The sequence below is a fragment of the Priestia sp. SB1 genome, from assembly GCF_038898415.1.
Genome location: NZ_JBBJSS010000006.1, coordinates 263,986 through 276,699, shown reverse-complemented (window position 1 = coordinate 276,699; position 12,714 = coordinate 263,986). Strand labels below are relative to the sequence as shown.

General features: G+C 38.6%; 14 protein-coding genes. 9 read left to right on the top strand and 5 right to left on the bottom strand.

Annotated features, from left to right (window positions below; all coding sequences use genetic code 11):
• Window positions 1-159: 159 nt before the first annotated feature.
• Together WKH56_RS23240 and fbp are read left to right on the top strand one after the other, a co-directional pair.
• Entirely contained in the window at window positions 160-1,035 is an 876-nt protein-coding gene (locus WKH56_RS23240) for a YitT family protein (RefSeq protein WP_013058095.1), read from the top strand.
• Between the two features lie 868 nt (window positions 1,036-1,903).
• The gene (fbp, locus tag WKH56_RS23235) at window positions 1,904-3,832 is read left to right on the top strand and encodes a fructose-1,6-bisphosphatase (protein WP_048019516.1); all 1,929 of its coding nucleotides are present in this window, start codon (window positions 1,904-1,906) and stop codon (window positions 3,830-3,832) included.
• A gap of 56 nt (window positions 3,833-3,888) precedes the next feature.
• Here the strand turns inward: fbp and WKH56_RS23230 are convergent, their stop codons facing one another.
• Complete coding sequence (locus tag WKH56_RS23230) at window positions 3,889-4,596, bottom strand: M48 family metallopeptidase (RefSeq protein ID WP_033580234.1); 708 nt, start codon at window positions 4,594-4,596, stop codon at window positions 3,889-3,891.
• A gap of 1 nt (window position 4,597) precedes the next feature.
• Window positions 4,598-5,101: a YehS family protein gene (locus WKH56_RS23225; protein ID WP_048019518.1), complete on the bottom strand. Its 504-nt coding sequence runs from the start codon at window positions 5,099-5,101 to the stop codon at window positions 4,598-4,600.
• 422 nt (window positions 5,102-5,523) lie between these two features.
• On the opposite strand from WKH56_RS23225, the gene WKH56_RS23220 reads away from it, so the two are divergent.
• The 3 genes from WKH56_RS23220 (at window position 5,524) to phaZ (ending at window position 7,439) form a co-directional block, all read left to right on the top strand.
• Window positions 5,524-6,054, top strand: coding sequence for an ECF transporter S component (locus tag WKH56_RS23220; protein ID WP_048019649.1), 531 nt, complete (start codon window positions 5,524-5,526; stop codon window positions 6,052-6,054).
• An 89-nt stretch (window positions 6,055-6,143) separates the two neighbouring features.
• Window positions 6,144-6,335: a hypothetical protein gene (locus WKH56_RS23215; RefSeq protein WP_013058089.1), complete on the top strand. Its 192-nt coding sequence runs from the start codon at window positions 6,144-6,146 to the stop codon at window positions 6,333-6,335.
• 207 nt (window positions 6,336-6,542) lie between these two features.
• A complete protein-coding gene (gene phaZ, locus WKH56_RS23210) occupies window positions 6,543-7,439 on the top strand; it encodes an intracellular short-chain-length polyhydroxyalkanoate depolymerase (protein WP_048019519.1) in 897 nt (298 codons plus the stop codon).
• A 220-nt stretch (window positions 7,440-7,659) separates the two neighbouring features.
• Here the strand turns inward: phaZ and WKH56_RS23205 are convergent, their stop codons facing one another.
• On the bottom strand, window positions 7,660-8,226 hold the full coding sequence (locus tag WKH56_RS23205) for a CBO0543 family protein (RefSeq protein WP_255901863.1): 567 nt from the start codon (window positions 8,224-8,226) through the stop codon (window positions 7,660-7,662).
• Between the two features lie 292 nt (window positions 8,227-8,518).
• Here WKH56_RS23205 and WKH56_RS23200 point away from each other — a divergent pair, with 292 nt between their 5' ends.
• The 4 genes from WKH56_RS23200 to WKH56_RS23185 all read left to right on the top strand — a co-directional run bounded on the left by WKH56_RS23200 (window position 8,519) and on the right by WKH56_RS23185 (window position 11,179).
• A complete protein-coding gene (locus tag WKH56_RS23200; RefSeq protein ID WP_168761048.1) occupies window positions 8,519-8,692 on the top strand; it encodes a glycine zipper domain-containing protein in 174 nt (57 codons plus the stop codon).
• Between the two features lie 23 nt (window positions 8,693-8,715).
• Window positions 8,716-9,093 carry a hypothetical protein gene (locus tag WKH56_RS23195; RefSeq protein WP_048019521.1) on the top strand — a complete coding sequence of 126 codons (378 nt, stop codon included), beginning with the start codon at window positions 8,716-8,718 and terminating at the stop codon, window positions 9,091-9,093.
• A gap of 273 nt (window positions 9,094-9,366) precedes the next feature.
• On the top strand, window positions 9,367-9,990 hold the full coding sequence (locus WKH56_RS23190; RefSeq protein ID WP_048019522.1) for an FMN-binding negative transcriptional regulator: 624 nt from the start codon (window positions 9,367-9,369) through the stop codon (window positions 9,988-9,990).
• Window positions 9,991-10,201: 211 nt separating this feature from the next.
• Window positions 10,202-11,179 (top strand): ring-cleaving dioxygenase, encoded by a 978-nt coding sequence (locus tag WKH56_RS23185; RefSeq protein ID WP_048019523.1) that lies wholly within the window; start codon window positions 10,202-10,204, stop codon window positions 11,177-11,179.
• Window positions 11,180-11,236: 57 nt separating this feature from the next.
• Here WKH56_RS23185 and WKH56_RS23180 read toward each other — a convergent pair whose 3' ends face one another.
• Window positions 11,237-11,506 (bottom strand): YjcZ family sporulation protein, encoded by a 270-nt coding sequence (locus WKH56_RS23180; protein WP_048019524.1) that lies wholly within the window; start codon window positions 11,504-11,506, stop codon window positions 11,237-11,239.
• Window positions 11,507-11,738: 232 nt separating this feature from the next.
• Window positions 11,739-12,632, bottom strand: a complete 894-nt coding sequence (locus WKH56_RS23175; protein ID WP_063247439.1) for a tyrosinase family protein — start codon at window positions 12,630-12,632, stop codon at window positions 11,739-11,741.
• Window positions 12,633-12,714 lie beyond the last annotated feature (82 nt).

The window sequence follows — 12,714 nt, the reverse complement described above, 5'->3', positions numbered from 1 at the left end:
GACGTATTGCAAGGATAGAGTTTGTACAGCTAGAAGTTCTCCTTTGTCTATTTTGCACTATGTGAGCTAAAAAACGATACGTAAGCCTCCTCAGTTCAAATAAAGAGAATGTTTGTGGTACACTTAAATAGTAAAAAACATTTAAAAGCGAGGAATTATATGAACACAACTAAAAAACACCACAGGCCTAAGCGGCTAAAAATTGCTTTCCGAGCACTAATGGTCATTATCGGAGGGATTATTGCAGCTTACGGCTTAGAAACTGTCTTAATTCCAAACCACGTCTCAGATGGAGGGGTAACAGGCATTAGTATCGTTGCGTCAAACCTATTTGGATTACCACTAGGTGTTCTAATTGCCGTTATTAACATTCCTTTTGTATGGTTAGGGTATCAACAAATCGGGAAAAGTTTTGCTATATTTTCCATCCTCGGAATCGTCTCACTAGCTGTCGGTACAAGCCTCATGCATCACACTCCAGCGATTATTGAAGGAGATACACTACTCGTAACCGTTGTCGGCGGTATTATCCTTGGTTTTGGAATGGGAATCGCACTGCGTAATGGCGGCGCGCTAGATGGCATCGATATGCTAGCTGTACTGCTTTCTCGAAAATTGCCGTTTGGAACAAGTGATCTTATTTTGTTCTTAAATGCGTTTGTCTTTATTTTTGTTTCATTAGTATTTGGTCTGCAAGGCGCGATTCTTTCTGCAATTGCATACTTTATTGCATCCAAAGTTATTCACATCGTAGAAGTAGGTCTAAGCGGATCGAAAACCTTCCAGATTATCACTTCTCAGCCTGCGTTAATGGTAGAGACAATACGTGATCGTTTAGGTCGAAGCGCTACATATAAAGAAGCTTACGGCGGATACTCTCATGAGAAATTCAAGGAAATCACATGTGTAATCAACCGCTTGGAAGAAAGCAAAATGAAAGAAATTATCAATGAAATTGACCCGACGGCTTTTGTTACGGTATATGACGTAGCCGAAGTTAAAGGCGGTAATTTCCGAAAGAATAATATTCACTAACATCATCAATACATCGTAAGAACACTCTACCATATCCTTTTTTACTTAGGCGTGTAGAGATAAGAAAAAGCAGCGTGATATTTTACATCCGCTGCTTTTTCTTATCGTAAAATCCACTTGCTGAGCGGAGGGTTTTAAAATCGGATATGCTCAAAAAATGAGACGGTCAGAGTTAAAGTAGATAGGGTACCTGAAGACATTCACGTAATGATTTTTCCTTTGTATTTCTTCTTTGGAAATTTGACAACAGCGTTCCATATTATAATAGAAGCACTTGTTACTGAAAAAAGCCACATACAACTTCTTCCGCCGTCAAACAGCAGACTCAGATAGCCTACGTGTACCATATGTATTTGTATTCACTTTCCTCTCGTGCTGTATTTAACAAAGCCAACAGAAAAAATCTCTGAACGTAGAAGAACAGAGATTCAACAGAATGATGATTCTTATATCATACAAAGGATGACTTTTCCTGTCTCAGAAAGGTCATCTTTATCGTACCACCACCAAGGACTTGGCGCTGTGCGTTTTCTCACAGCGAGGGAAGAAAAACTCTGTTATTGTGTAGAGGTCGGAGTAAACTTTCTTAATTATGTGCGCTTCTTTCATATGTATCGAACCTGCTGACTAAGATCAGCAGGTTTTTTTATACTATGGGCTAGCTCTCCTCTTCAAGCGGGCAAGACCGGTTAATCTTTATAGACAAATAGACTTTATACCATTTTACCCATACGTAAAATAGGTTAAAATAAAGGGGTGAGGCGTGGAGAGAAAAGAGAAGAGTTAAATAAAAGGTATTTAACATCATAATCACAAGCTTGATGAGTGATTGTACTAAATGGTGAACGTTGAAAGGGGATACATAGTTTTGAACACAAAATATCTAGATTTACTTGCACAAAAGTATGATACGGAAGAAAAAGTGGTAACCGAAATTATTAACCTTGAAGCTATTCTTCATCTGCCAAAGGGGACTGAACATTTTGTCAGTGATTTACACGGCGAGTATCAAGCTTTTCAGCACGTGCTGCGAAATGGTTCAGGAAATGTAAAAGAGAAAATCAAAGACCTTTTTAAAAATGTATTATCTGACAAAGAAATCAATGAATTTGCGACATTAGTGTATTATCCTGAAGAAAAATTACCGTTGATTAAAGCGCAGTTTCGAAACAAACGAGAACTATATGAATGGTATAAAGAAATCATCGATCGTATGCTTAATCTCATCTCGTACGCTTCTTCTAAATACACGCGCTCTAAACTGCGTAAAGCGTTGCCGGATCAATTTGTGTACATTATTGAAGAGCTGCTATATAAAACGGATGAATTTACAAATAAAGAACAGTACTATACAAAGATTGTTCAGCAGATTATTTCTTTAGGGCAAGCCGATAAGCTTATTATAGGGCTAGCTTATACGACGCAAAGGTTGGTTGTGGACCATCTGCACGTAGTAGGGGATATTTATGATCGTGGACCTGAACCGGATAAAATTATGGATACGCTGATTAACTATCACTCCGTTGATATTCAGTGGGGAAACCACGATGTGCTATGGCTAGGCGCTTTTGCGGGCTCGAAAGTGTGTCTTGCCAATATTATTCGGATCTGCGCGAGATACGACAATCTAGATATTATTGAAGACGTATATGGCATTAACCTGAGACCGCTGCTTAACTTGGCGGAGAAATATTATGATGATAATCCTGCTTTTAGACCAAAAGTAAGCTCGAGTGACAAACTATCCGATCACGAGCGACTACAAATTACGAAAATTCATCAGGCCATTGCGATGATTCAGTTCAAGCTTGAAAGTCCGATTATAAAAAGACGTCCTTTCTTTAATATGTCAGAAAGGCTGCTGCTTGAAAAAATTGATTATGATAAAAATGAAATTACGATATACGGAAACACGTATCCGCTAGAAAACAGCTGCTTTGCAACGGTGGATCCGGCGCAGCCTGATAAGCTATTAGAAGAAGAAGAGCAGGTAATGGAAAGACTGCTGCTTTCCGTGCAGCATTCGGAAAAGCTGGCGAGACATATGAAGTTTCTTATGAAAAAAGGCAGCCTTTATTTGAAATATAACGGAAACTTATTAATACACGGCTGCATTCCTTTAGATGAAGAAGGAAACATGGAAAAAATGACGATAGAAGATAAAACGTATGCAGGCCGTAACTTGCTTGATGTGTTTGAACATTATTTACAAGAGGCTTTTGCACATCCTGAAGAAACGGATGATTTGGCAACAGACATGGTCTGGTACCTATGGACAGGAGAATATTCATCACTCTTTGGGAAACGTGCCATGACGACGTTTGAACGATATTTTATCAGTGATAAAGCAACGCATAAAGAGAAGAAAAATCCATACTACTATTTACGGGAAAATGAGGAAGTCTGCCAAAACATTCTCGCAGAATTTAATTTGAATCCTGATCACGGTCATATTATTAATGGTCATACGCCTGTCAAAGAAATCGAAGGAGAAAACCCGGTCAAAGCAAATGGAAAGATGATTGTTATTGACGGCGGTTTTTCAAAAGCGTATCAATCCACAACAGGTATCGCTGGATATACATTATTATATAATTCTTACGGCATGCAGCTAGTCGCTCACAAACACTTTAATTCAAAAGAAGAGATTTTATTAGAAGGAACGGACGTCTTATCCGTAAAGCGATTAGTTGATAAAGAACTAGAAAGAAAAATGGTTTTAGAAACAAACGTTGGAGAGGAATTGTTAAAAGAAATTTCGATTTTAAAAGATTTACGAAAATATCGCTATAGTTAAAGCTAAAAAAAAGAGCAGTATGCCCCTGGGCGTCTGCTCTTTTTTATTTAGCGGTACTACACCGTCATTTCCCAGCTCGACATTTCCAGCCAGTGCTCTTGTTCACGATAATCGGGCATAATTTTCCCGACAAGACGCCAAAAGGAACGATCATGATTCATGTGAACCATGTGGCACATTTCATGAACGACTACGTAATCAATGACGTGCTGCGGTGCCATTGCCAGCCGCCAGTTGAAGGTTAGCTGACGCTTAGAATCACACGTGCCCCACGCTTTTTTACTATCGGAAATCGAGATGGATCGCGGCTTTGTTTTAAAATGTTTTTGATAGGAGGAGATACTTTTGGTTACGAGCGCTTTACATTGTTGATAGTAAAAACGTTTGAGCGCTTGTTTTATCGCTTCATCGTCGTGCTGATTGACATAAATCTGAAGCGTGTTCGCTTCAAACACTACAGAATCCTTTGTAATGGTCGAATCGTGATGAATCTGTATCGGATAGTTTTTTCCTACATATAAAAAGCTTTCTCCGTGTTCATAGACTTTTTTCTTGGGTCCATGCGTTCTATCTTTCATTTCATTTATTTTTTGCTGAATCAATGCCCAGTTGTTCTCTAATAACATACGTACTTGTTCAGTAGAGGTTCCTTTAGGAGCAAGGACTTCGACCGTTCCGTATCCGTCTACTTTGATTGCAAAAGAACTTCGGTTTTTATATCGTATTTCATAATGGATACTCTGATTTGAAAAAGTGTGTATCATGTTATCCTCTATATTGTACGGTTAAGCCTCTTAGGAATTTTCGAGCAAAATTCTCTTTGCACGGTTTGTAATTTTTATGGCCTTTTTTTCGTAATAAAGCACCTAATTCTGCTTTAGATACACGTATTCCACCGTCGTCAAATACTTCTAACATCTCTTCGCTTGTTAGGGATAAAGCGATTTTCACTTTCTTTAATAAGACATTATACATATTTTGATTGCTCTGAACCGGCGCTGGAGGTGCTTGCCCTGGTTTAGGATCTTGTTGTCCTCTTTTAAAGGTAATAAAACCGTTTAAAAAAGAATCTAACATACTGTTCGTGCACGGTATATGATCGTCCTCATGAACTGCATCCTCGTCTTCTTCATCCGGTGTTCTCGTAAGGATTTTTAATACGTCTTCTTTGGTTACATCTTCTCCGCCAAGATTAAAGATCTCTACCATTTCTGTATTTTTTAAATCCAAGGCATATCGTAATCTAATTAAAATATCGTTATTATCCATTCTTGCTCCTCCTATAACTTGCTTGCTGTATGTAAAAATTATGACTGCCACAATCTGAACGGACTTGGTCAATATCAGTACAATTATAGTAACAGGTTCCGCTGGAATTCTAAGTTATTCCATTCATTTCTACAAACATATAACTTCTCATATTTATCAGCCTTCGTCAACTCTTGAAAAAGAACGATTTGCTCATATTATGTCCGAACAGACACTTTGCCATAACAAAAATTAGGCGCCGCAGTCTGCTAAAAGAAGCAGAGTCAGCTTTATTTTTTAAAGAAGGGATAGGGCAATTTTTGAATTTGGAGGATTCTTGTGTGCTGCTAGAATGATATACCTTACTAAATAAATAGTTTTACATATTTATTAAGTGTCCAATTAGGAGTATGATAGTAGTAAAAAAAGAAAGAGGTCAACAGATGAATTCAACATACTCACCAAGAGAATCAACCAAAATCAAAGCTTTATCCATGCATGCGCTTTTTATCGCACTGACGTTTGTAGCGACAATGTTTATCAACATAAAGCTTCCAATCATGGGTAACGGAGGCCTCATCCATTTAGGCAACGTTCCTCTTTTTATAGCGGCCTTTATTTACGGTAAAAAAACAGGAGCCATCGCCGGCGCTTTTGGAATGGGGTTATTCGATCTGATCTCCGGCTGGACAGCATGGGCGCCGTTTACGTTTATTATTGTAGGGGCCATGGGCTTTTTAGCAGGTCTTATCTCTGAAAAAGCACCTGGTAAAAGAGCACTTGTCAACACACTGGCAGTTGTTGCTGCGCTGATTGTAAAAGTCGTCGGCTACTATTTTGCTGAAGTGATTCTTTATGGTAACTGGATCGTTCCGCTTGGCTCTGTACCAGGAAATGTGATGCAAGTTGTGATAGCCGGTATCATCGTTGTTCCGCTTGTAGCGCGCTTAAAGAATAGAGCGGTACAAATTTAATCGCTCAATCGTAACTTGTTTTACCATTATCCTATCCTTAAGTGATATACTTGATGAAGGTTTATCAAGTGAAAGGAGCGGAAAACACCATGAAATATTTAAAATCACAGATGAAGCAGCTCATTAAAGACAATCAGGAACTGCAAGGTAAGCTGAACGGTTTGATGAAAGAGCACAGTCTAGAAAAAAACTTTGCTCTTAAAGCTTTATACCATGCAGAAGTGGCTGAAGGCGGGAAATATCAGCTTGCCTATCAAGCATTAGACGCCCCGAAAAAGTAATGGCCTTTTTGCTCATTCGTATATTTCTTCATTATAAAAAGGCAGCCAAATCGCGTATTTGGCTGTCTTTTTTAGCAAATAGAATGACATAGAATTGTTTTGGCTTTTGCACAACTTCTTTCTAACTGCTTAAATCTTGATAAATAGGGTATTGAAAAATAAATGCTAGCGATCGTTCTAATTATATAAGAAAAGAGGAAAATAGCGATGACCGTATGTGCTTTAGGACAAGCAAAAGTAGAATTATCAAATGGAGAAACAGTAAATTACCGAATGAAAAAAGGCGGAAAAGAGGTGCTTTTGTTAATTCACGGAAACATGAATTCTTCCCTTAACTGGGATGTGTTAATGAACGAACTTCCAGAACATATCACAGCTTATGCCATCGACCTAAGAGGGTTTGGAGACTCCACTTACCATACACCTATCCACACAATCAAAGACTTATCAGATGATGTCAAACTGTTTGCGGATGCTTTAAAGTTGTCTGCTTTTACAATAAGCGGGTGGTCATTAGGAGGAGCAGTTGCTATGCAATATGTGATTGATCATCCGAATGATGCCAAGAATTTAATTCTATTAAGCTCCGTCAACATCAAAGGCTATCCCATTCCAAGAAGAACGTTCCTAGAACTGCCTATTCCTAACAACTTTATACAAACCAAAGAAGAAGTAAAAGAAGCATTTAGAATGGTAGAAAACGCGAAAGAAACAAAAAACACATGGTTTTTAAAAATGATGCTGCGTCAATTTTTATATACAAAAAATAAGCCGTCTGCTGATCAATTTGAAAAGTATTTAGAAGGAACGATCAAGCAGCGCAACTTAATTGATATCAATTACGCACTCATGAGATTTAATATTTCAAACGACTTTAATGGTGTTGTTCAAGGGACAGGAGAGGTGGAAAAAATCACGATTCCTACTATGGTTATTCAAGGAGATGAAGATAAGATGGTTTCAACAAGAGATGCATCTGACATCGCGAAAGGCATAGGGGAAAATGCAACGTTAAAAATTATGAAAGGTGTAGGCCACTGCCCGCTGTTAGATGATTTAAGCAGTTTAATGGACTTATACAACGCTAATTTAAGTAAAGCTTAGGAAAAGCGAGATTTTCTTTCCTAACAAAAGTTTTATTATTGCTAGATGCAGCATGTTCTAAATTCACACAATCAAAATGGGCTGTCTGCAAAAGAGATACTATGAGATGAAAAAAGCGTGTTATCTTTTGAGGAAGCAGACAGCGAGCAAATAAAGCCACTACAAAAAACGTAAGGTCTTTTTAAAGAAGCTTACGTTTTTTTACATGCACGCAACATATTCAATTCTGTTTTTCAAAATAAAGAAAAAGATTGGTAATCCATTTTGATAGCACTATCACACCAAGATAAAATACAAATAAATGACCGTAAGTAGCCCATTCATGCAGCTGGAAAAAGCCAATCCCTGTTAATAACGGTTTGAAAATAAAAGCAAAAAATAAGCAAAGAATCGTTGCGTATAAATAGTAATTTTTATGATGGTTAATTGTCCATTGGTAAAGCAGCATAAAAGAGACAGGAATAAGCGAAGCATCTAGGCTAAAGCTTACGGGTATGATTGTGTTGATTTGGTAAGGATACGTCCACAGCCCGTTATAAACTCCGGCTGTATCACTATAGTGAAACCAAACGTGCACGTTAAATCCATAAAACCCTAAATGAAAGGCTTTTTTTCGATCAATTAAAAAGAAGAGAATGACTAAAGGCAAAATAAAAGCACTCAAGGTCACCCAAAACTGCCAAGAGCCTGGAGTGGAGTATTGCTGCCAGTATTCAGCCCACGTTTTGGCTAGATTTTCTTGTATGCTATGTATTTTTTTTAGATATTCCTGTTGGTTTGGTGTCAATGTAATCCATCCTTTTTAAGTAAGCAAAATTTCGTTACTTTTAAAATGCCCTTTTCTTAAGGTTTGGATACCTTTCCCTGTTGAGTTGTTTGTATTTTTCTGCACGCAAAACAATGTATGTATTCGGTGTAATCTGCATGTTTACGTCGATTTTGCTGCTCGGAGAGGCCGTTTATCAGCTCATCATTTAAAAAGCAGTTACAGCGACTGTTTTTTCCATTTTTATGAAACTTTTAGCGAGGTTTTTACGTATAAAAGGTATCAATAAAATAGTAGAAAAAGGAGTGGCTGTTTGTCTGAAGAAAAGAAAAAGGCAAATTATCTAGGAATGGGATTAGGTCTGGGCGTTGTGATGGGGGCTTCTCTTGGAATGTTGAAGGATAATATGGGGTTTGGTATTGCGATTGGGACCTCATTAGGGGTTGTTTTTGGAACGACGATGAATCAAAGAAACAATAAGGAATAGATTTCTGAAGAAAGGAGTAGAGAATGAAATATTTTGACGAAGCAAAAGAACTATGGGTAAACTATGTCCCGAGAAATGGGCAGTCGGATATTGTAGAAGGAGAGGTCCTCCGAGCCATTGAAAAGCTTCGCTGTGAAGCTCAAGGAAACGGAAATGCCAATTGGGACAGCGGGTTTGAGATGCTGGTGCTATATATACTAGACGTATTAAATGACCCGGACGTATTCAGCGCAGCTATGCTAGCCGAAATAAAAGCCGATGTTCACACCTTGCTTACTTCAGCAGAAGATCCGTATTTAGAAGACGACGTATACGATCGCTTGACGGATTGCGTCATTGTGTGGCATATAGCCAAAGGCGGACCTATCAAACGAGAAAAAAATCCTCAATTGTATAGATAAGCGAGAAAAAGGAGCTGTTTTAAACGGGCTCTTCTTTTTTTGATCCCCAACGCTTTGCTTAACCAACAACTATCTAATTGCATCATGTGCTAAATAAATACATATTAAAAATCAGCGGTTTACATCACAGCAGTGTAGCATAAGCTTCTTAAAAAATCGATTCATAAACGATTAAATGTTTGCTGACCTCCATAAAAAGTTTATAACTGACGCTGTTGCAAACGCCTGTATTATTATATTCTTTACTACATAAAAGATAAAGGAGAAGCGCCGATGTATATTCCAAAGTATTTTAAAGTAAATGATGAACAAATCATGTATGATTTTATTGAAGACAATGGATTTGCCACTTTGTTTTCATATCATAATGAAAAGCCTTATGCTACTCATTTGCCTCTGATGTTAGATCCGAAAGAAAAAGCTTTATACGGGCATTTCGCTCGTCCGAATCAGCAGTGGAAAGATGCTGAAAATCAAGAAATTTTGATTGTGTTTCAAGGGCCTCACTGCTATATTTCACCGTCTTGGTATGAAACGAATCAAGCTGTGCCGACATGGAATTACGAAGCTGTTCACGTGTATGGCACGATGAAAATGATTGAAGAACCTAAAGAGCTGCTTGGACTGCTGAGCAAGATGGTAGCGAAGTATGAAAGCCCGAGCAGTACATATACACTAAATGACGTTGACCCTGCTTATATGAATGGTTTAAGCAAAGGAATCGTTGGATTTAAGATCGATATTATTAAAATGGAAGGCAAGCAAAAGATAAGTCAAAATCATTCAGCAGAGAGACAGCAGTTAGTCATAGAAAAATTAGAGCAGACGTCTCGTGAAAATGAAACAAAAATTGCGGAGCTGATGAAGCAAAATGTGCAGCGCGTGCTTAAGAAGTAACCGCTGTTGGAAAAGATCAGCAGTTTGTTAAAGGGAAGATAAAGAGAAACTAACTATGTGTTTAGTTTCTTTTTTATGTTCACAACATTTTCTTGTTATTGACAAACAGGCTGTATATCCTTTAAAATTATCTTTAATTAAAGATAATTAAATTAAAGATAATTTTAAAGGAAGTTAAAAAATTTATACATTATGAAAAGAGGCGGAGCAGATGGAATTGTTAGGGTTGCATCACGTATCTATTTTGACAGGGAAAGCTGAGAAAAACTATCAGTTTTTCACTAAAGTTTTAGGCATGCGATTAGTAAAAAAAACGGTGAATCAAGATAACACTCAGTCTTACCACTTATTTTATGCAGATGGAGAAGGGACCCCAGGAACGGAAGTAACGTTTTTTGATATTCCAGGGCTTGCAAGAACGCATGAAGGTGCATCTGATATTTCGACTGTGTCGCTTCGCGTTAAAAGTACGGATTCTCTACACTTTTGGAAAGAACGCTTCGAGCAGCACGGAGTGGAATATGAAGAAATAGCTAAACGAGCTAATCGTGATACATTAGCATTTAAAGATTATGAAGGTACACGTTTGCTTCTTGTTGCGGACAACGGTGAAAAGGGGGTAAGAGCAGGCGTGCCGTGGAAGCGCGAAGACATTCCGTTAGAACATGCCATTATCGGCTTAGGACCGGTCACGCTAACGGTGGGCACGGCAGAACCAACAGTCGATGTTCTGACAAACATTATGGGATTTCGCTATGTGGGTTCTTATCCATCTTTTGCAGAAAATCAAAAGGATATTTTGGTTTATGCAACGGGTGAAGGCGGAAGCGGAGCCGAAGTTCATATTGAAACGAGACCCGATTTGCCGAAAGTTCGCTTAGGGCGCGGTGGCGTTCATCACGTTGCCTTCCGTGTTCCAAATGAAGAAGAATACAATAAGTGGGCAACTCGACTAAATGAAAACAGTCTGCCGAATTCCGGTAAAGTAGAACGATACTATTTCAAAGCACTTTATTTCAGAGAACCAAACGGCATTTTATTTGAATTATCAACGGACACACCTGGATTTGCGACCGATGAACCGCTTGAAACGATGGGTCAAACACTAGCGCTGCCCCCATTTTTAGAGCCGAAGCGCAAAGAAATTGAAGCGAAGCTGAGACCGCTAGATTTGGATGAAACACTATAAGATTTGTGGCTATTGAGACATGAAAAAACTCCAGTATTTATACTGGAGTTTTTTAGGTTAACACTCATCTTGCCAGAAACCGCAACCACATGCACCAATAATAATGAGTAAAATAAACAGTACGATGATAATGGCAAAACCATTACATCCATGATGAGGAACGCCATATCCACATTCAGGAACCATATATCCATAGTCCGGCATTGTATATCCGCAGTGTGGAATCATATGGTCATAAGCAGGAGCAGTATAGGCGTGGTGAGCCATAGCAGGTGAGAACGGCATATTTTCATTAGAACTAAAAGGTGCGTTTACGTTATTGTGCATTTTAATATCTTCCCTTCATTTATAAAACTTTTATAAAGCTTTGATAACTTATTCATATGTTCGAAGGTCCTCATATGAAGCTTATTCACAGCCCAATTATGGTTGATTAACTATATTTTATGGTGAATGGAAATGTAGCAGTTAGTTTTACAATGCTTGTGGCCTTATAAGTTATGTCAGAAGGGAAGGGGGTTACCTGTTCTAAATTGTATAACGCTGTTTCTAGAACTGGTTATGAGGAACGTTTTGATTTTCTTAATTCTATATCGTATACGTACCCAAGCTTTCGATGGTTCATAACGTCTTCAGGGGTTGTATTCCAAGGATACATCGGATCTCTAAAGTTTTGACCAAATGGCCCGTTTTTCAACGGCAGATAGTTTTGATTGCGGTGAACCATTTGCCATACAGCCCAAATACGATCCACATTTGCGTGGTGTAAAAAGAAGACAGGATCATTCGGAGCAGTAGGGACAACGCCCATCTGTCCGCCAACCCAACGGTGTACACGATTGTGAAGCTGTGGCCCGTTAATAAATCCTTCAAGCTGATTACGAAAGCTGTTTTGGCTGGTCATATCCCAAGGCGGCGTATCATACTGAGTTATTTTTAAAGCATCCAGAACATCATCTCGAGTAGGGAGTGTAGGCGCCTCTTTCGTTGCCCCGAAATTACGTTTTAACCCTCCAGAAGGATTTCCTTGTTCATCGATTGTCGTCCAGCGCCCAGCTGCAAAGGGACCGGTATCGACGATAAAATCTTTTTTAGGGTTTCCGTTTCCGCCCATAAAATCTGCGCTCCAAATTTTTGATTGTGATGGATTCTGCAGCTGTGCATCCGTTTCCCACTCCCAATAAGGAAGGGTTACTTCTGGATTGATCGACTGAAGGTCACGTTCGAATCGCAAAAGGTATTCACGATGCCACGGCAAAAAAGCAGAACTCATATGTGCTGCATTTCGATCGCTGCCAGGAGGCGTATGAAATTTACCTGCTGCACCATGCCAGGCTACATAGCGGTCATATATTCCTTTTTCCTTTAGTATTAGCACGGCACGAATAAAATCTCTTTTTTCGGTGTCTGTAAGATGTAATACGTTTTTTCTGACTTTATATTTGTTACTCATTTTTAAACCTCTTTCTTAAAAAAGAAGCAAAGGGCTGTTTCTTTTTTATACTTAGAATATGTCCAAGAGGTAAAAGTGCTAC

Coding starts and splice junctions, on each gene's coding strand:
- WKH56_RS23240 (WP_013058095.1), top strand. CDS start 160: ATGAACACAACTAAAAAACACCACAGGCCTAAGCGGCTAAAAATTGCT.
- WKH56_RS23230 (WP_033580234.1), bottom strand. CDS start 4,596: ATGATACACACTTTTTCAAATCAGAGTATCCATTATGAAATACGATAT.
- WKH56_RS23225 (WP_048019518.1), bottom strand. CDS start 5,101: ATGGATAATAACGATATTTTAATTAGATTACGATATGCCTTGGATTTA.
- WKH56_RS23220 (WP_048019649.1), top strand. CDS start 5,524: ATGAATTCAACATACTCACCAAGAGAATCAACCAAAATCAAAGCTTTA.
- WKH56_RS23215 (WP_013058089.1), top strand. CDS start 6,144: ATGAAATATTTAAAATCACAGATGAAGCAGCTCATTAAAGACAATCAG.
- phaZ (WP_048019519.1), top strand. CDS start 6,543: ATGACCGTATGTGCTTTAGGACAAGCAAAAGTAGAATTATCAAATGGA.
- WKH56_RS23195 (WP_048019521.1), top strand. CDS start 8,716: ATGAAATATTTTGACGAAGCAAAAGAACTATGGGTAAACTATGTCCCG.
- WKH56_RS23190 (WP_048019522.1), top strand. CDS start 9,367: ATGTATATTCCAAAGTATTTTAAAGTAAATGATGAACAAATCATGTAT.
- WKH56_RS23185 (WP_048019523.1), top strand. CDS start 10,202: ATGGAATTGTTAGGGTTGCATCACGTATCTATTTTGACAGGGAAAGCT.
- WKH56_RS23180 (WP_048019524.1), bottom strand. CDS start 11,506: ATGCACAATAACGTAAACGCACCTTTTAGTTCTAATGAAAATATGCCG.
- WKH56_RS23175 (WP_063247439.1), bottom strand. CDS start 12,632: ATGAGTAACAAATATAAAGTCAGAAAAAACGTATTACATCTTACAGAC.